Below are 18,060 nucleotides of genomic sequence, written 5' to 3'. Positions count from 1 at the left end.
GACTCCATACAGTATAATGCGGGACTTTAATTTTATCAGGGTTTGTTGATGAGTATAAATTGGTTTCCGGGGCATATGCATAAAGCTCGGAAAGAGATCGCTAGCGTAATGGATGAAGTTGATGTGATTATTGAGGTAATCGATGCACGGCTGCCACAATCTAGTGAAAATCCGTTGGTTAATACGCTTCGTAAAGGCAAACCTAGATTAAAATTACTGAATAAGAGCGATCTGGCGGATGAAAAACGTACACAGGAATGGCTTGAATATTTTAATAATCAGCCAGAAACTAAGGCGGTGGCACTCGATTACACTCAGAAAAAATTAATTAACCGTATCGCCGATATTTGTAAGCAGATGGTGCCTTCGCGGTCTAATTCTGATCGCCCTGTACGTGCTATGATTATGGGGATTCCCAATGTTGGAAAATCTACATTAATCAATGCCTTGTTAGGTAGGAAGATTGCTAAAGTTGGAAATGAGCCGGCTGTTACTAAAACTCAGCAGCGATTTACAACACAAAATGGCATGGCGCTTTCTGATACACCGGGTTTTTTATGGCCTAAAATTGAAGATAAAGATTCAGGTTATCGTTTAGCTGCCAGTGGTGCGATAAAAGATACAGCGATAGAACATGAAGATGTAGCTATTTTTGTAGCGGGCTTTCTTCGGGATGATTATCCCGATCGTTTGATCGCGCGATTTAAATTTAAAGAAATGCCTGCTATTGCAGAAGATGTACTAGATGAAATAGGGCGTAGAAGGGGCTGTCTTCGTCCCGGCGGTATAGTTGACCGCAACAAAGCCTCGACGTTGCTTCTTAATGAGCTACGTTCAGGTAAGTTAGGACGAATTAGTTTTGAAACGGTTGAGGAGTGGACGGAAAAACGTCGCATTGCTGAACTTGAACGAATAGAAGCTGAGGCACTGGCTGCCGAAAGTGAAGGTAAAAAATAAATGGCACGTATTAAGAAAAGTCGTAAGGCTAAAGGGTTTATTGATGATTCAGGACCTAGTCGTAGAGAGCGATTAGCGGATCCGGAGAGCTATGATAGTCGCCGCCGTAGGGCCTTAGAGAAGAAAAAACGTCATCAGTCTGTCTATGAAAAGGAAAAAGAGCAAGCGAATGAGGGCGAGAGCGCTCAAGAGCAACGTAAAACGCGCTTAGCTGATAAGATCCGTAAATTGAATAAAGAGAAAGCTCAGGAAGATTAATTTCTCTGTTAGATAGCTCAACGTTATATAGCACTAAAGCGCATATTGGTTTGAAGTATTCCTTCAAATCCTATGCGTTTTTTTAAATCTATAGCCAGCAATATTTGCTCAATGGACATTGCTCTTCTACGGTTAGGTAATCGTTAAGATGCCTTCTGATTAAGAAAGGAGAGTATCTCATGACTCATTCACCTGTTCATTCTGCGGGGAATTCACCGATTAAAACAGCATTACAAGCGGGCAAAACTTATGCTTGGTGTGCTTGCGGACGTTCAATGAAACAACCTTTCTGTGACGGTTCCCATCAGGGAACAGGGATTGATCCAGTTATCTTTACCGCTGAAGTTGAGGGGGATGTTTGGTTATGTCTATGTAAAAAGACCAACACCGCTCCCACTTGCGATGGTAGTCATAAAAAATAACCTGCGAATTAGCACTATGCTAAACTAACGCGCTTTAAACCTTCACTTATTAGGTTGATTTAGGGGTGAGCGCGTTGTTGTATGATGTTGTAATTATTGGTGCTGGTGCATCGGGATTGATGTGCGCTGCAACAGCCGGTTATCGGGGGCGATCAGTACTTGTTTTAGAGCATACGGCGAAGGTTGGTCGTAAAATTCTTATGTCCGGTGGTGGACGCTGTAACTTCACCAATATGCATAATTCCCCAACTAATTTCATCTCCCAGAATCCCCATTTTTGTAAATCCGCCTTGAGTCGTTATAAAGCACAAGATTTTATCGACCTTGTGGATCGTCATGGGGTTGAGTATCACGAGAAGACCTTAGGCCAGCTTTTCTGCAATGAGTCCAGTAAAGAGATTCTTCAGCTGTTATTGACTGAGTGCGAATGGGCCGGTGTTGAGATAAAAACAGAAACAACAGTGGCTTCTGTAGAGCAAAACGCTAATGGTTGGGTTTTAAAAACGTCCAATGGGAAAATAAATGCAGAATCTGTTGTGATTGCGACAGGTGGGCTGTCGATCCCTAACGGTGGCGCGACCAGCTTTGCATATGATCTGGCCGAGCAGTATTCACTTCAGGTACTGCCGCGCGTCGCTTCATTGGTACCTTTTACTTTGCAGCCAAAAGATAAAGAGATACTGAAAGAACTGTCTGGCGTATCTCATTTAATCCAAGCAAGTGTGACTGATAAAAAAGGCATCAAAACTAGCTTTATTGAGATGATGTTGTTTACTCATCGAGGCTTGAGCGGGCCTGCGATTTTACAAATTTCTAACTATTGGCATCCCGGTGATGATGTTGAGTTAGACCTGTTTCCTGAATTGGATCTACTAGAATGGCTAAAAGAGCAGCGTAGTGCACGTCCAAAGGCGGAAATAACCACTATCATGGCTCAACAAATGAGTAAACGTATGGCGCAAATTTTATGTGCCAAGTTTGAATTAAGTGGGGTAATGGGCTCGTTTTCTAATAAGCAGCTCGAGATGATCAATGAGGCTTTTCGTCGTTGGACGATTAAACCTTCAGGTACAGAAGGCTATAGAACGGCTGAGGTTACACTGGGTGGTATCGACACTAATGAGATCAATCAAAAAACAATGGAAGCGAAAAAAGTACCAGGACTTTATTTCATTGGAGAGTGTTTAGATGTTACGGGTCATCTAGGGGGGCATAATTTTCAATGGGCATGGGCTTCGGGGTTTGCCGCAGGGCAAGTGGTTTAAGTGTATTGAATCCTGAGTTAATGCCGCTTGTCATTATAAGCCTTGGATCTGTTATGGTCTGGGTCAATTATCATATTAAAAATAGATTAACTTCAACTCATCAATCGTTCTTATCGCTACTTGAGTGATAAATGGGGAAGGGTTATTAAGTCGTTTTTATGACTTGTTATCCCTAGCCTTAATAAAATGAGCCTCGTCTTAAGTCGTCTTTAAACGACCTTGTTTATCTTTTGTACAATGTGCGTTTTTGTGTGCCAACCCCTTTGGAACACAGTGTCGCACTAACTGTGTCAGCTTCTTTTCTTCAGCCAATTCTTAACACTATATATTTAATTTATCCTTTATAAATCAATATCTTATTTCATTTAAATGCTTATGGCATGACGTTTGCCTTGGTTAGAGTAGATGTTATTGCGTTGTTAAACAGTATTGAATATTTGGGAGCTTGAGATGATACCTAGCCAAGAACAAGAAAAATGGATGTATAAACACATGCTCATTAGCCGTTTTTTTGAAGAAGCTATTGAGAAGATCTATATGGAGGGAAAATCTCCAGCTTTCAACATGGCTAATGGCCCCATTCCCGGTGAGATGCATCTTTCTAATGGCCAAGAACCTTGCGCAGTGGGTGTGTGCGCACATCTAAATGCTGAAGATGTAGTGACTTCTACCCACCGTCCCCACCATGTTGCGATTGCTAAAGGTGTTGATCTTAAGGGGATGGCTGCTGAGATATTTGGCAAAACAACAGGGTTAAGTGGTGGTCGTGGCGGTCATATGCATATTTTTGATCCGGCGGTTAATTTCTCTTGCTCAGGCATTATTGGTCAAAGTGTTGGTCCTGCGGTCGGTGCCGCTTTATCACGTGTAATGCAGCAGAAAAGCGGTATTGCCGTTGCTTACTTAGGTGAAGGGGCTGCGAACCAAGGCGCTTTTCACGAAGCTCTGAATATGGCGGGTGTGTGGAAGTTACCTGTTATTTTTATTATTGAAGATAACTCTTGGGGTATCTCTGTCTCTAAACGAGCAAGTACGGCTATTGAGCGTAACTCCGATCGTGCCTCTTCCTACGGTATGCCGGGTGAGTTTATTCCTGGTAATGATCCTATCGCAATTTTCAAAACGGTTGGCCTAGCGGTTGATCGTGCTCGCAGTGGTTTAGGTCCTACGCTGATTGAAATTGAAACCTCTCGTCTTGCCGGCCACTTCATGGGTGATGGTGAAGCTTATCGTCCTGCTGGTGAAAAAGAAGCCCTAATGAAGGTTGATCCCATTCCGGTCATGAAAGAGCGTTTGGCTGAAGTGTATAGCTGGACAGATGAGGATGATGCACAGCTAGTGGCAGATGCGCATGGGGTTGTTGATGAGGCGATCAAATTCGCACGAGATAGCGAGTACCCAGCGCCTGAAGAAGCGATGGAAAAAGTGTTTGTCTAAGGCGATATGTGAAAGCCCTTCAGGTCAGGACTAAGGTTTAGGAGATAGAGATGACTCAAGTAAAAGAAAAAGAACGTAAGTTAACGATCGCTCGTGCAATGGCTGAAGCAATTGCCCAAGAGATGCGTACCGATGAAAAAGTATTTGTGATGGGTGAAGACATCGGTGAGCTCGGCGGTGTATTTGGTAATACGCGTGGATTGTATAAAGAGTTTGGTCCAGTACGTGTTCGTGATACACCCATTTCAGAAACCGCCTTTATCGGTGCTGCAGTGGGTGCAGCATCAGATGGAATGAAGCCTGTTGTGGAATTGATGTTTGTCGATTTCTTTGGTGTGTGCTTTGACGCTATCTACAACATGATGGCAAAAAACACTTATTTCTCCGGTGGTAATGTCACTGTGCCAATGGTGTTAATGACATCCACAGGGGGAGGGTATTCCGATGCGGGTCAGCATTCTCAGTGTGTGCATGCAACGTTTGCCCATCTGCCTGGTATGAAAGTAGTGGCTCCTTCCAACGCTTATGATGCGAAAGGAATGATGATCGCGGCTATCCGAGATCCTAATCCCGTTGTTTTCATGTTCCATAAAGCCCTACAGGGGATGGGTTGGTTAGGTACAGAGAAGGATGCCATTGTTCATGTGCCTGAAGCCGATTACGAAGTGCCGTTAGGTAAGGCCGTTGTTACGCGTCCGGGTACTGATGTGACAATTGTTGGTATTACTTCTGGTGTTCACTATGGCTTAAAAGCCGCACGAATTTTAGAAGAACAGGGTGTCAGTGCTGAAGTACTTGATCTGCGCTCTTTAGTGCCACTAGATCGTGAAGCGGTTATTGAGTCAGTGACGAAAACAGGTCGCTTGATTGTTGTCGACGAGGATTATCACAGTTATGGCATGACGGGCGAGATTATCGCAACGGTTGTTGAAGCCGGTGTTCCGTTGAAAGCTCCACCACAACGTGTTGCTTATCCTGATATCCCAATTCCGTTTACACCGCCTATGGAACAGTGGGCGCTGCCAAGCCCAGAAAAAATTATCGCAGCTTTTAACAAAATGAAGGAAGTATAAAAAATGACTGATGTAATCGTTCCAGTAGATCTATGGGAAGAAGACTCTGAAGCAGTAATCACCTCCTGGTTAGCAAGTGATGGGGGTGATGTTAGTGAAGGCGATGTGATTGCTGAGCTAATGGTAGAAAAGATTCAGTATGAACTTCTAGCACCAGCAACCGGCAAACTTAGCCTCATTAGTGATGCTGATGATGTTGTTGAGAAAGGCCAGAAAGTTGCCACTATCGGGTAGGCTTTAGGAGGTCCAGATGACAGATACAGACGCAGATGCAATTAAAATAACGCCTCTTAAAGGCTTAAGAGGCATGATTGCTAATAATATGCGCCGCAGTCTTGATGAGGCGGCTCAGCTGACCCATCACGCTGTGTGCTCAGTTGAAAATATGTGGTTACGTAAAGAAAAAATGGCAGAACAGGGGATTAATATCTCTATAGAAGATCTGCTAGCCGATTATCTTGTTCGTGCGCTGAAGAAACATCCTACGATGAATGGGCGTATAGAAGATGGTGAAATTCGTGTTTACCGTAATATCGACTTGAGCTTTGCAATTGGATTACCGGGGGGGAAATTAATGGCTCCCGCTGTATTCGCTGCGGACCAGAAAGATATTAAAGAAAGAGCTTTAGCGCGGCGCGATGCGTTACATAGAGCGAAAACTGGCGGTCTTACTGTATCTGAAATGACGGGCGGTACCTTCACACTCACTAATATAGGTCGAAGCCGCGTTAGGTTTTTTACTCCGATCATCAATTTACCTCAATTGGCTATTTTAGGTGTAGGTGAAACTTACACTGAATTAGTGATTGATAATGGGCAGTTATCTGAAAAAAGAATGATGGGATTATCACTAACCTTTGATCATCGTGGTATTGATGGTGGTCCGGCTGCTGATTTCCTTTCTGATCTTTGTCAGGAAATTGAAAGTGAATAGCTTGGTAACGGCAAATTATAGGCGTATCGCTAAGATTAAAGTGTCTACGCCTATGCATATCTCTTCTGGATTGGATCTTGAGCACAGTTTATTAGATCAAGTCCTTAAGGGGGATATTGAATGTGGTTATGCGCTTTGGCGAAGTAAGCAAGCGCTGGTTGTGCCAAAAAGCGCAACCCATCGTGAGAACTTTGAGCAAGCTTGTGAGCTTTGTGCAGAACAGGAATGGCCTGTCGTTGTAAGAAGCACAGGTGGTGAGTTAACTCCTCAGAATGAAGGGTTTCTCAATCTCTCTATCGTCTTAAAGTGCAAGAAAGGTCAATTGAGTATTAAAGATAGCTACCAGGTTATCTGCCAAGCAATCATTCTGTGGTTAGCAGAGCAGAATATAGCAGGTAGTTGTTCATCTATTGATGGTGCATTTTGTGATGGTGACTTTAATGTTGTTGTTGGTGACCAAAAGCTTGTTGGTACTGCTCAGCGGTGGAAAAAAATTACAGATCCTGCAGTAAGAGAAGATGGCAGTGATATGGCTTTATTGATGCACGCCGTTATTTTATGTGATGGTGATTTACCGTCTATGTGGAATATATCCAACGCATTTTATAAAACCTGTAATTTGAAACCTTTCATAATCGCTAATAAACATATTTCGCTTTCTCAGATACTTAATCGTCGCGGGGAAGCATTCGTTATAAAAATGCTTGATAGCTTGGATCTGTCATTGGGTAAATATATCGATGACTTTTCTGAAAAGCATTTTAAATAAATGTTCAATGAACTTTTCTTTTTACTGTGAGGTAAAGAGTTGGAGGTATTATGAATAAAAATAAAAAATCATTATTTTCGTTTAGAAAATCTGACCAAGATGTTTCTGATACTCCTTGTTCCGATCGAAGAGAGTTTTTATCTAAATCGGGAAAATTGGCATTAGGTGCATCAGCTGTAATTGTTGGAGGTGGTTTGTTTTCTCCGAATAGCTTTGCAGCTAAGAAAATTGGTGCTGATGCTAACGAAACATTATTAAAACTAGCACGTGATATCTACCCTCATGATACGTTGGAAGATAAGTATTATGTGCAAGTCATGTCTCCAATGGCTGAATCTGCAGAAAAAGACCCTGAGCTTTTTAAGCTCTTAGCCGATGGCGTTAAATTGTTAGATAACACCTCAGTTGAAAAATATGCTGTGAGTTTCACCCAGATTGAAACTGAGCAAGAGCGTGTTGCTGTTCTCAAAATACTCGAGCCTACACCGTTCTTCCAGAAGATCAAAGGTGCCTTAATGATGGGTATCTATAACAACCCAGAGATATGGCCGCTTTTTGGTTTTGGTGGTTCTGCTTGGGAAAAAGGCGGTTATATCAACCGTGGTTATGATGCAGTTGATTGGCTTTGAGCCACGGGAGAATAAGTATGTCTGCAAAATTTGATTTAAATGATGATAGCTTAGTAGTAATCATAGGTTCTGGTGCTGGTGGCGGTACGTTAGCGAATGAGCTTGCGCAGAAAGGTATTCGTTCTGTTGTTCTTGAAGCGGGTAAGCGCTTTAAAATGGATGATATCGAAAACGATGAATGGAAGATGTTTGGAAAAATCTCATGGCTGGATAAACGCTATGTGGTCGGACCTGCACGTATTGCTGAAGATTTTCCAAACCTTCCCGCATGGATCGTTAAAGGGGTAGGGGGGGCCACTATGCATTGGGCCGGTGTCGCTATGCGTTTTCAAGAACATGAGTTCAAAATGAAAACGACTAATGGCACAGTTCCAGGTGCAAACGTTTTGGACTGGCCGGTGTCTTTGGAAGAGATGGAACCTTACTATGTTAAGGCTGAGAAGAAGATGGGTGTCTGTGGTACTGAGGCTACTGGTATGCCTTACCATGGAAAGAGTAGCCATTATAAAGTGGTTGCTGAAGGTGCTAAACGTATCGGTGCTAAATGTGATCAAGCAAAATTAGCGATCAATACAGAAGTACGAGATGGTCGTCCACCATGTCAAGTCAACGGTTTCTGTATGCAAGGCTGTCGTATCGGGGCCAAGTGGTCAACCATGTATACGGAGATTCCAAAAGCGGAAGCGACTGGTAATGTTGAAGTGCGTCCCCAGTCTATGGTATTGCGTATTGAACATGACAAAACGGGTAAAGTCACTGGTGTTCTATATGCTGATAAAGATGGCAATCAGCAACTGCAAAAAGCACGAATTGTTGCGGTAGCCGGTAACTCCATTGAGTCGCCTCGTATGCTACTTAACTCTGAATCATCTATGTTTCCTGATGGTTTAGCTAACTCTTCTGGTCAAGTGGGTCAAAACTATATGACGCATACTACCGGTGGTGTTTATGCAGAGTTTGAAAAGCCTGTACATATGTATAAAAGTACGGTGGTTCCCGGTATCGTGCATGAATGGAGTAATAATGATCCTACACGTGGGCACTTTGCTGGCTATGAGTTAGAGATTCTGCATTTAGGTTTACCTTTCATGTCTGCATTCCTTAATCCTGGCAAAGGGGGTTGGGGGCGCGAATTAGCGGATTCCCTTGCTAATTACGGCAACATGGCCGGTTTTTGGATCTGTGGTGAGGATATGGCGGTAGAGTCAAACAACATAACACTGCATGCAACTGAAAAAGATCAGTATGGTTTACCTGTACCTGTTGTTTATAAAACAGACCATATTAATGATACGCGTATGCGAAATCATGCGTACGATCGTTCAAAAGAGTTGTTTGATGCGGTAGGGGCCCTGAAAGTGAATAACTTACCGCCGTACCCTGCCAGCCATAATATGGGTACAAACCGTATGAGTGAGCATGCACGTGATGGTGTAGTTAACCGCTGGGGACAAGCTCACGATATTAAAAACCTGTTTGTATCAGACGGTAGTCAGTTCACCTCAAGTGGTACTGAAAACCCAACATTGACGATTGTTGCTTTAGCAATAAGGCAAGCAGATTACATCGCTGACCAAATGAAACGTAAAGAGATCTAACCCGTTCGGATTTGTAAAACGTTGTTACCCTTTAGCACGCCTTCAGGCGTGCTTTTTTATGCCAAAAATTTAGGCGGGTGTTAATCTAACCTTGGATTGAGGCGATGATACTTATCGCTTATCGCTTATCGCTTATCGCTTATCGCTTATCGCTTATCGCTTATCGCTTATCGCTTATCGCTTATCGCTTCATATTGATTTTTACCATAAGCCCAGAGGCATGTTATGTTTGCATGTGGTTGGTTTGGCATCTGAGGTTAATACAAGCGCTCTGAAGCAATATTCTGGTGGCAGATATATGAAACTAATAACCCTCCCATTATTTTTCACACCGACTTTTCTTGATCTATAGTTAGGCTGCTTTTATTACTTGTCGGGCAAATTTAACCAAGCTTGATTATTGGGCTAAGAATAGCTGTAAGTAAGACTTAGTACTTAGTTTTAAACTTAGAAATTAGAAGCAATCTGTATCAATGTTTGCTAGGTAAATAGATTGCTATTGTTAACTGAATATATCGAGAGCGTTTTAATAGACGATGTTTTAGATTTATGTCGGCAGGGTTTTAATATTGGGTTACTGTTTAGGATAATGATTAACCTGATAAGGCCTATATTTAGCTGAAAAACTCTTTGTGGTTAAGCAGTTTTTTAACCTAGCCTAAATGATGTTTAATGATCTACTTACTTTTAAATAGAAGAGCAAAGCTGTTTTACATAGGCTCTAAAATTGGAAAAGCTAGCGAGGTTTACTCGCTAGCTTTTGGATAGGGCTATGGTTAATTGATTTTCTCAGAAGGGGGTGAGAGATCAGCTTAACCATGTAGATCCCTAGTTGGTCTAGAATGCGAAATTAACACCTATATTGAGTAGTGTTGTTTTCTCGCCGACAGGGGCTGGCGTTGCCACAATAGAGGTTGCATATTGTGAAACAACACCCATACCTGCATCAGAGTCAACGTAAGCCATCTGAGCGTAAAGAATAGTAGATTCACCCATAGTATATTCGTTACTCAGTACTAGGGATTTAGTTTCTGCACTAGTAACCGGAGCATTATCTTCATTGATATAGTAAGCAACGGTGGCTGTATGTTTAGCCGCCCATTTCCAATCTATGCCCATACCTAGCGCATCAAGGTCAAGGATCTCGTTACCATTTTGATCATTGTTTTCAGTATTCATGTAGTTGATCTTAAAAGTAAGATCGCCCAAGTTATAAGCGGCACCGGTCGCCCAGCTTGTTACTACGTCTTCACCTGTTTGTTGATCCGTCATATTCTGAAAGGAGCCAGATAATGAAAGAGGGCCAGTTGTGTATGCAGCACCAAGGGCTAGAACTTCGCCCTCTTTTTGCGAACCTTCCTGCCCACCAAAAGAGTACATAACACCAAAATCAATACCATTAATGTTGTTACGGTATTGAATTGCATTATTAAAGAAAATACCGACATCATTGTTATCGTTACGGCCGCCAGCGTTAGCATTATTTACTGTAGAAAAGTATTGGCTATATGCCCAAGCATAAAGGTTTGAGAACTGCTCTTTAAAGATGCGCGGTTCTGTTGCCAGATTAGCAAGAAGAGCCGGCCCGTACTGGCGTCCAGCGATAACTGTACCCCAGTCGCCAGTAAGACCTAGATTAGCTTGACGACGGAACAGAATATCTCCGCTACCATCTCCTGCTGCGAGGGGAGCATCACCTGTACCGTGAAATCTACCAGTATCTAGATCGAAATGAGCTTCTAAGTTGAAAAAAGCATTCATGTCATTGTCTAGTTCACGGTTACCTTTAAAACCGAAAACTGTTTGTCGTAGACCACTAGTTGCTAGATCGACTCGCTCACTTCCATTAGTGGATACATTATCTTGAGCAAGAATACCAATATCTAAAATACCGTACATCGATAATTGGGTTTTATCGGTTTCACCAATTAGGATATCGGCAGATACAGTGCTAGCAGTGGTGGATAGAAGAATCGCAGCTGTTAGTGCCTTAATCGGGCTGGCTGCGCCAAGCTGAGCTTGGGATACCTTCTTAACGTTCATATAATTACTCCCCAGTGGAATTTTATAATTAGATTTATCAACGGGATTTCACTCAAAGTTCTTTTTTAATCGCTTTAATGTGAAATTGGGTTTTCATCAATTCATAGGGGAAATAGCATTTTATGTGCCAATAGATTTTTGTATTGGTTTTTTGTTTTATAAAAACCATTGTTTTTCAATAGGTTATGTTGTTTTTTTGAGAAAGGTAAGGTTTTTTGTTTAGGTGCTTATAAAGTGATAGCGCGAAGAGTTTTTTTGGAGGCAGGAGAGTATTTTAGTTTTATTTGTTTTTATATATCAATTGGTTATGTTGTTTAAAAAATGGATATAGATTTTCAATGAGAATAATTTATTGATGCTTTTTAAGAACATTTTTGGATGGAGTAAAAAATAAGATTATTAGTTCTTTTTAAAGATTATTGAAACAGTTTGTTTCAGAAATTGAATCACATTGTTTCGTTAGTCCTAAGCTTGATACAAGAACTATCTTGTTTGATTTTCTTTATATAGATAAAAAATAACCATTTTAGGTCTGGCCAATACAGATTCCTATATTGGATATTATTGTGTATTTATAGATGTGAAATATGTTTTGCATATAGTCGCTGTGATGCTGGATGATATTTATATGTTAACGATGATCTGTTTGGTCGATTTGTCGCATTAGATCGATACGGTATGTTGCATAAACAAAACTTTAAAAATAAATAAATTAATATTATTTATATATATCAATGAGTTAACTTTTTGGTCTCCATCTTGCTATTTACTCTTATGTTAGTAATGACGCTCTACTCTAGCTTAGTGAATGCTGTCGCTTAAGCTCTTTGTTCGGCATATCGCAATTTGGGATCTTTTCTGCCCGTCTCCCTTCAGGGTATGTATTGCGATGTGCCGATCATTTTTTAGTTATACGTCTACCGTGCTTGCAATAATATTACTTGCTTGTTTTGACTGCTTACTTTTTCTTTTTGTATCCGCCACCTCGATTGCACAGAGTGTTGGATTGTAATTGATAACGATACATTCAAGGCATTGCACGCATTCTTTCATATCTATCTTTCCTTGCTTATCTATTGCGTCAATCTCACAGTTGTTTCGGCAGTTTTGACAAGGTGATCCGCACTCAGCTCGACGTGTAAGCCAATTAAATATAGGGAAGGCTCCTAATATGGCGAGGCTTGCGCCGAGCGGGCATAGGTATCGGCAATAGAATTTATGTACTTTCATCGCGAGCAAAATAAGAATGATAGCGTAGATAACGTATTGCCACTCACGTATGAAGTAGAGTGTAACACTGGTTTTGAACGGTTCCAGTTCAGCTAAGGTTTCACCTAGAGCAAGGGAGTAAAATGAGGCTCCAATTATGCCGATCAACAATACGTATTTAAGCTTTTGTAGCTGGTTATGCCATTTAGGTTTGATCTTCCAGCGCTTAATTTTAAGTTTTTTTGCTAGTAATCCCGCAAACTCTTGAATAGCGCCAAACGGACATAGCCAACCACAAAAGAGCCCTCGACCAAACAAAATCAGGCTGAATAATACGTAGCACCATAAGATTGAGACGATAGGGTCTAATAAAAAGGAGGTTAACGATATACCTTCAATCCATAAGTGCTGTACTGTGAGTATGTTGACAATACTGAGCTGTCCCTGGGCGTAATAACCTATAAAGATAATAGTGAAGGCTAAGAAACCTAAACGTATTTTGTGAAAAATCTTTGGGTTAAGTACCGCAAAGTGTTGATTTAAAAATAGAATCGACAAGATAACTAAGCTTAGCAGTAACAGGGCTATCTCATTTTGTCTTTGCTGCCAAAGCTCTTGCCACAGCTCTAATTCGTTAGCTTCTTTATTTAGCTCAGCAGTGAAATCCTCGGCAGGTAGTTGAAAGTCGTCATATAAGTTAATGCCCGGATTTGTTTTGAATATCATTTTTGTTCGAGCGAGTGGATCAAAGGTGGCGACAGGTGGAACTCTGTAAAGGGTAATCTCATCCCAATCGGACCCCGGTAGTCCTATGTTAAAGTCAGTGACTTTTTTACGGATAACTTCAGTATTTCGCTGTTTTAAACCGAGGAAATTGGAAAACGGTTGCTGTTTCCACAAGCCTTTGCTAAAGAGTAAAAAGTACTGATCACCTTCAGTTTTATATTTTAACCAGTCTTGATAGCGGGAGTCAGACAGTAGGTTTTTAGCCACGAGAGGGTGGCTAAAGTAGGCGGCATAAAGTTCGGCAATAGGAAGCTGGTTATCTACTGAAACCGGTTGGCTGGGATAACCTAATTGCTTATCGCTGATTGCTGCATTGATCTGTTGTTTATAAATAGGCCAGTGCTTAACTAATCCTCTCTCAACAAGTTGGGATAAGTTGAGCTTTTCAAAGTGGTCCATTTTAGGAATATAGTGTGATTGGGAGGCGTAGCCGGCAAGTTCTTTCGCTTGTGCAACGGCGCGTGCAGCTTTAGTAATCGTTTTGTTAATCGCGTTAGTCGTTACTGTTGCACTAGTGATACCGTCAATGTAAGTACTTTTTCCACTGCCGGTTAGATTTTTTTGATTATCACCACGTATATAAATGTTATTAGATGCAGGGACGTCGATCAGTTGCTGCATGTAATTTACTAATCGTTGCGGGCCATCACCTTTCATAAAAATAGGTTCATAGTGGTCGATGACCACAAACCCCATGTAGCGACCTTCAGGGGAGAGACCGATCATAATATCAATAGGTTTCCCGCCATATCCGCGGACAGGAAATATCTCAGCGGTTTGGAAGGCGTAACCAACAATATCAGCGAAGCGGTAAACAGGAATAATACTTAAATCTTTGTCTTCCTGCTCTATATGACTGGCATTGGGGAATAACTGTTGTAGTTCAGATGTTAATGGCATCTCAACCGCATAAATGTAAGAGCTAACCAAAAGGCTTGAGCAAATTAATATGAATCGACTGACTTTAAACAACACATCACATAAAAAATTCATCATCGCACCTTTTGGTTATCTCTGTAGCAAGCTTTGGTTTAGCTTATTTAGTGGTATAAGCGATTAGCTTGCCTTCCATCATATGAGGAATAAGTAATAACTTTTTGCTACGTAGATAAAGTATGTCAGCAGTACCTTGTCCTAACTCGAGTAAGGTTTTAACCTTGCCGTCATCAGAGGCTTGCATTAATTTTCCTTGCATCCAATCGGTTATAAGGAATGTGTGATCATCTTGTTTAGCTAAACCGTCTAGATTGCCTATAGGTGAGCCATTACCAAAGTCGACGATGCTCTTATCTTTTAATGAAATGACAAGTAGGTGGCCAGGTACATCAGTTTTCCAACCATCAGTAGGTTTGCCCCAGCTACCTACAATTAAATGCTCATTGTCTATATAAAGACCATTTGGATTCTCGAGCTTCTCATCTTCTAACCAGATCTCTAATTTACCGCGGTAAAGGCGATAGATACGATTAGTGGATGTATCGGTCACATAAATGACACCGCTTCTATCTATAGCTACATCGTTAAGGAAGTGCTCGCCATCCAGTGCGAAGCGTTTGGTCACTTTAGCGGTTTCTACGTCAATGACGAGGAGTTCGTTAATGTCTGCGACAAATAAGTTTTTGCCAAAGATAGCCATACCTTTTGGCGCATTTAGACCGTCGACCCATTTTAACTTTTCAATCTTTCCATCATTAGCGATGAGTGAAATAAAGCCTTTGCCATCTTTGCCGCTTGGCTCACCATTGATGTTAGAAACGTATAATGAACGTCGCATAATGTCATAGATAACGGATTCTGGTTGTTTTAGCTCCGTTTTTGTTTGCCATTGCTGAGTTAAAGTAAGTTCTTCGGCAGATACCGGGTTACTTAGTGGCACTACTAATGTGAGTAATAAGCTTGCTGTTATCTTTTTAATCATTTTCAGGCTCCATCTAAGTAAGAAATTAGTGAGAAATTGTTTGTGCCGCTTTAAGTGCTTGTTTTTCAGCTAAGCTACAAAATGCTTTTTTGGATTCAGGTGTTGGTAACGCAAGAGCAAGACCTTGGGCTATGCCCGCTTTGTAGCGTTCAATGTCGCTTAACATTGCAAAGCGATATAGCTTCCAGTCATCATCATTCATCTGACGAGCGACTTCGGTTGCTTGTACATTTTGAGTGCCGGAAACCACAAATGAATCATATATGGCACGTTTTAAACCGGTGTCGGATAGTTTCAGTTCATCTGCTAATTCATTTAAACCGCACCAGTTTAGTGTCGGTTCTGCGTGAATCTCATTTCCATGAGTACGGATCATCTCAGCAAAAATTGCTTTCTGAAATTTGATCAGTAAAGGAGAATTTTGCGTCATTTCTTCCTGTTTTTGCGTTGTATCTGCGTTCGCTACAGAGCAAAGAAGGGTTATTCCACAGCAAAAAATGGATAAGAGCTTATTCATTAGTTATCCTTTTTATTGTTTTTATTAGCGCGAGCTAAAACGAAAGTGTTTGTAAAAATATCTTTAAAGTTCGTTGATGATGGCATTCATCTTATTCAGGTAAACGCTTTCTGGAATAACGCCTTGCTCGTAAAGTGATTTAACTTTTTTGAGTCGAGCTTCTACGGAGTTTTCATTGGGAGAAGAGGGCGTTGTTGCAACAGAGGCTTCTTGTGTTGCTTTCTCTAAGCGCTGTAGACGTTCTTCTATGGCTAGTTCTTTCTCATCTTGTTTGTTTTTCTGATTTTCAGATAGGTATTTATTTTGTATAACTTCCGTTGGATTATGAGGCTGCTGGTAATCGTATTTATGATCTAGGTTCACACTTAACCAGTCATTACGATTATTAACCATGGTTGCTCCAGGAAAGCTTTTTAGTTTCCATGCGTGATCTGTTTCTTCCGTTATATCGCCTGTTGAAAGCTTGAAGTGAGAGAGTTCAACATTTGAAGCAAAACGGCTGTTACTTACGCCTTCACCTGAACGTATATATTTTTTGTGCAGGTCAACATGAATTTCACCAAAAAGTAGGTTCAGTGCATCACCTCGAACAAAGGCGGTTCCGCTGGTAGATAAACGTTTATCACCAAAATAGATACTTCTGAAGTCCGACATAGAAAATGTAATAGCTTCATCTTTAGATGCTTTTTTTAACGCATCACTTATGCCTTGGGCGAGAATATCAATCTCTTTATCTGTGAAAATACGTCGTTTTTTATTAGTCGAGCTAGAGGAGATAATTGAGGTTAGGCCTGTTTGTTCTTTCTCTTGAATTTCAAGTTGGCTAAGAATTCTAGCGACTTTTTGAGCATCTAATTGATAGGGATGGGTAGCGTTCCCCCCCGTTTTTTGAGAACTGATTCCTATATAGTCAGTACCATCTTTCCAGAGAGTTTCTGTGGCGGCCTGACTATTGGTGAAAGCTAAGGAGAGAGCAGGTATTAGCATAAGTTTAATTAAAGTGGCACGATTCACGGCATTGTTCCTTATTATCTTTTTTAGTTTTACCTCATAACGCAAAAGATATGCCACAGCCCAAAACTAATCACTGGTTCCAATTCAAAGGTCGCTGAATGCATTGTAATAGCTGAATTTATGTGGGGAGGGTAATTCATAAGCTGTTGTCTAGGGGGCTGGGCCGAAAGTCTCTTTGTTGTTGAAAAGCCACAGGTGTCATCAGTTTAGCGACATGTGTTGCATTTATTGCTCTATTTGGGCTTTTGTTATTTTTTGTTGCAGATTGAGTGTCGCATCCCTTTCTTTTTCCTTGTTTATTTTTGCGCGTCAGGTTGTTAACTGCTTGTTTTCTTAGGTTTATCTTGTGTCGCATTTATGCAACGTTTGTTGTGGACAGTTGTCTTTTTTCTACCAAATAAAAATTGATGCCTAGTTTTTGTCTTTCAGTTTTCTTAATGGAAAATAAAAAAAATAATCATTAAAAATCAAATAGATATAAAATTATTTCTGTCTTTTGGTTTTTTTTGGCGCACCCTTTGCAGATTCAGGCACAACAAGTCTCAAACTTCTTTAAGTGAATTTTACGACTTACAAATATAAAGATAACTAAACGGTGAGATAAATCGTGGAACGTAGATCATTTTTAAAATCTTGTGCATGTATCGCAGCTGTTGGTGCTACTGAGGGATTGTCTAGTAGTCACGCTGAAGCAGCTTCCAAAAAACCAGAAAGTATGAGGCCAAAACCAGGGGATCAGCTTGTTGTTGAAGATGGTCATGGTAATGCTCGTGTGATTTCTGCATCTGAATTGAAATTAGAAGTACAGCAGATTATGGCGTTCCCTCAGGACCCTGTTACTGGCGTTATCCGCAGTGGTTCCCGATTTAATAAGGTCATGGTAATGCGTCTTAATCCTGAACTTATGGATGAAGATACTAAAAAGAATTCAGCTGATGGTGTTGTTGCCTATTCGGCTATTTGTACCCATCAAGGGTGTGATGTGAATTCGTACATTGAAGATAAAAAGGAATTCTTCTGCTTCTGTCATTATTCCAGATTTAATCCATATGAGGCGGGCAAAGTAACTAACGGTCCTGCAACAAGACGCTTAGCAATGCTGCCGATTGAGATTAAGGACGATTTTATCATCGTCAAAGAACCATTTACCCGTAAACCAGGTTACAAGAAGTAAGTTTAAACAGAGTCTCTATTCCCCGTTTGGGGGTTTCCTAAGAAGACAAATAAAAAC

General features: G+C 41.0%; 17 protein-coding genes. 12 read left to right on the top strand and 5 right to left on the bottom strand.

The features are described 5' to 3' along the window. The first annotated feature begins 48 nt into the window (after positions 1 to 48). The 11 genes from ylqF (at position 49) to Q4492_RS00090 (ending at position 9,342) form a co-directional block, all read left to right on the top strand. Entirely contained in the window at positions 49 to 957 is a 909-nt protein-coding gene (gene ylqF / locus Q4492_RS00140) for a ribosome biogenesis GTPase YlqF (protein WP_303415118.1), read from the top strand. Continuing rightward, positions 958 to 1,215 (top strand): hypothetical protein, encoded by a 258-nt coding sequence (locus Q4492_RS00135; RefSeq protein WP_303415117.1) that lies wholly within the window; start codon positions 958 to 960, stop codon positions 1,213 to 1,215. It abuts the gene before it with no gap. Between the two features lie 179 nt (positions 1,216 to 1,394). Then, positions 1,395 to 1,637 (top strand): CDGSH iron-sulfur domain-containing protein, encoded by a 243-nt coding sequence (locus tag Q4492_RS00130; RefSeq protein ID WP_303415116.1) that lies wholly within the window; start codon positions 1,395 to 1,397, stop codon positions 1,635 to 1,637. 74 nt (positions 1,638 to 1,711) lie between these two features. Next, complete coding sequence (locus Q4492_RS00125; RefSeq protein WP_303415713.1) at positions 1,712 to 2,902, top strand: NAD(P)/FAD-dependent oxidoreductase; 1,191 nt, start codon at positions 1,712 to 1,714, stop codon at positions 2,900 to 2,902. 450 nt (positions 2,903 to 3,352) lie between these two features. After that, positions 3,353 to 4,339, top strand: a complete 987-nt coding sequence (locus tag Q4492_RS00120) for a thiamine pyrophosphate-dependent dehydrogenase E1 component subunit alpha (protein ID WP_303415114.1) — start codon at positions 3,353 to 3,355, stop codon at positions 4,337 to 4,339. Positions 4,340 to 4,389: 50 nt separating this feature from the next. Then, on the top strand, positions 4,390 to 5,412 hold the full coding sequence (locus tag Q4492_RS00115) for an alpha-ketoacid dehydrogenase subunit beta (RefSeq protein WP_303415113.1): 1,023 nt from the start codon (positions 4,390 to 4,392) through the stop codon (positions 5,410 to 5,412). 3 nt (positions 5,413 to 5,415) lie between these two features. Next, positions 5,416 to 5,646 carry a biotin/lipoyl-containing protein gene (locus tag Q4492_RS00110; protein ID WP_303415112.1) on the top strand — a complete coding sequence of 77 codons (231 nt, stop codon included), beginning with the start codon at positions 5,416 to 5,418 and terminating at the stop codon, positions 5,644 to 5,646. 16 nt (positions 5,647 to 5,662) lie between these two features. Continuing rightward, positions 5,663 to 6,346, top strand: coding sequence for a 2-oxo acid dehydrogenase subunit E2 (locus Q4492_RS00105; RefSeq protein ID WP_303415111.1), 684 nt, complete (start codon positions 5,663 to 5,665; stop codon positions 6,344 to 6,346). Beyond that, entirely contained in the window at positions 6,339 to 7,115 is a 777-nt protein-coding gene (locus Q4492_RS00100; RefSeq protein ID WP_303415109.1) for a lipoate--protein ligase family protein, read from the top strand. The genes Q4492_RS00105 and Q4492_RS00100 overlap by 8 nt, the downstream gene beginning before the upstream one ends. A 50-nt stretch (positions 7,116 to 7,165) precedes the next feature. Beyond that, positions 7,166 to 7,744: a gluconate 2-dehydrogenase subunit 3 family protein gene (locus Q4492_RS00095; RefSeq protein WP_303415108.1), complete on the top strand. Its 579-nt coding sequence runs from the start codon at positions 7,166 to 7,168 to the stop codon at positions 7,742 to 7,744. A gap of 17 nt (positions 7,745 to 7,761) precedes the next feature. After that, positions 7,762 to 9,342 carry a GMC family oxidoreductase gene (locus tag Q4492_RS00090; protein WP_303415107.1) on the top strand — a complete coding sequence of 527 codons (1,581 nt, stop codon included), beginning with the start codon at positions 7,762 to 7,764 and terminating at the stop codon, positions 9,340 to 9,342. An 837-nt stretch (positions 9,343 to 10,179) separates the two neighbouring features. Here the strand turns inward: Q4492_RS00090 and Q4492_RS00085 are convergent. From Q4492_RS00085 to Q4492_RS00065, 5 genes are all read right to left on the bottom strand, one after another. Further along, positions 10,180 to 11,385: a porin gene (locus Q4492_RS00085; protein WP_303415105.1), complete on the bottom strand. Its 1,206-nt coding sequence runs from the start codon at positions 11,383 to 11,385 to the stop codon at positions 10,180 to 10,182. A 909-nt stretch (positions 11,386 to 12,294) separates the two neighbouring features. Next, positions 12,295 to 14,373 (bottom strand): 4Fe-4S binding protein, encoded by a 2,079-nt coding sequence (locus Q4492_RS00080; protein WP_303415104.1) that lies wholly within the window; start codon positions 14,371 to 14,373, stop codon positions 12,295 to 12,297. 43 nt (positions 14,374 to 14,416) lie between these two features. Then, the gene (locus tag Q4492_RS00075) at positions 14,417 to 15,298 is read right to left on the bottom strand and encodes an SMP-30/gluconolactonase/LRE family protein (protein WP_303415102.1); all 882 of its coding nucleotides are present in this window, start codon (positions 15,296 to 15,298) and stop codon (positions 14,417 to 14,419) included. 25 nt (positions 15,299 to 15,323) lie between these two features. Then, on the bottom strand, positions 15,324 to 15,815 hold the full coding sequence (locus Q4492_RS00070) for a hypothetical protein (RefSeq protein ID WP_303415101.1): 492 nt from the start codon (positions 15,813 to 15,815) through the stop codon (positions 15,324 to 15,326). 63 nt (positions 15,816 to 15,878) lie between these two features. Next, positions 15,879 to 16,829 carry a hypothetical protein gene (locus Q4492_RS00065; protein ID WP_303415100.1) on the bottom strand — a complete coding sequence of 317 codons (951 nt, stop codon included), beginning with the start codon at positions 16,827 to 16,829 and terminating at the stop codon, positions 15,879 to 15,881. Between the two features lie 607 nt (positions 16,830 to 17,436). On the opposite strand from Q4492_RS00065, the gene Q4492_RS00060 reads away from it, so the two are divergent. Further along, positions 17,437 to 18,003 (top strand): ubiquinol-cytochrome c reductase iron-sulfur subunit, encoded by a 567-nt coding sequence (locus Q4492_RS00060; RefSeq protein ID WP_303415099.1) that lies wholly within the window; start codon positions 17,437 to 17,439, stop codon positions 18,001 to 18,003. The last annotated feature ends 57 nt before the right edge of the window (positions 18,004 to 18,060 follow it).

This window comes from Neptuniibacter sp. 1_MG-2023, assembly GCF_030547185.1.
Lineage (GTDB): Bacteria > Pseudomonadota > Gammaproteobacteria > Pseudomonadales > Balneatricaceae > Neptuniibacter.
The sequence above is the reverse complement of the archived record's forward strand: the minus strand, read 5'-3'. Positions and strand labels throughout refer to the sequence as shown.

Coding starts and splice junctions, on each gene's coding strand:
- ylqF (WP_303415118.1), top strand. CDS start 49: ATGAGTATAAATTGGTTTCCGGGGCATATGCATAAAGCTCGGAAAGAG.
- Q4492_RS00115 (WP_303415113.1), top strand. CDS start 4,390: ATGACTCAAGTAAAAGAAAAAGAACGTAAGTTAACGATCGCTCGTGCA.
- Q4492_RS00135 (WP_303415117.1), top strand. CDS start 958: ATGGCACGTATTAAGAAAAGTCGTAAGGCTAAAGGGTTTATTGATGAT.
- Q4492_RS00080 (WP_303415104.1), bottom strand. CDS start 14,373: ATGAATTTTTTATGTGATGTGTTGTTTAAAGTCAGTCGATTCATATTA.
- Q4492_RS00105 (WP_303415111.1), top strand. CDS start 5,663: ATGACAGATACAGACGCAGATGCAATTAAAATAACGCCTCTTAAAGGC.
- Q4492_RS00130 (WP_303415116.1), top strand. CDS start 1,395: ATGACTCATTCACCTGTTCATTCTGCGGGGAATTCACCGATTAAAACA.
- Q4492_RS00075 (WP_303415102.1), bottom strand. CDS start 15,298: ATGATTAAAAAGATAACAGCAAGCTTATTACTCACATTAGTAGTGCCA.
- Q4492_RS00070 (WP_303415101.1), bottom strand. CDS start 15,815: ATGAATAAGCTCTTATCCATTTTTTGCTGTGGAATAACCCTTCTTTGC.
- Q4492_RS00120 (WP_303415114.1), top strand. CDS start 3,353: ATGATACCTAGCCAAGAACAAGAAAAATGGATGTATAAACACATGCTC.
- Q4492_RS00095 (WP_303415108.1), top strand. CDS start 7,166: ATGAATAAAAATAAAAAATCATTATTTTCGTTTAGAAAATCTGACCAA.
- Q4492_RS00090 (WP_303415107.1), top strand. CDS start 7,762: ATGTCTGCAAAATTTGATTTAAATGATGATAGCTTAGTAGTAATCATA.
- Q4492_RS00085 (WP_303415105.1), bottom strand. CDS start 11,385: ATGAACGTTAAGAAGGTATCCCAAGCTCAGCTTGGCGCAGCCAGCCCG.
- Q4492_RS00110 (WP_303415112.1), top strand. CDS start 5,416: ATGACTGATGTAATCGTTCCAGTAGATCTATGGGAAGAAGACTCTGAA.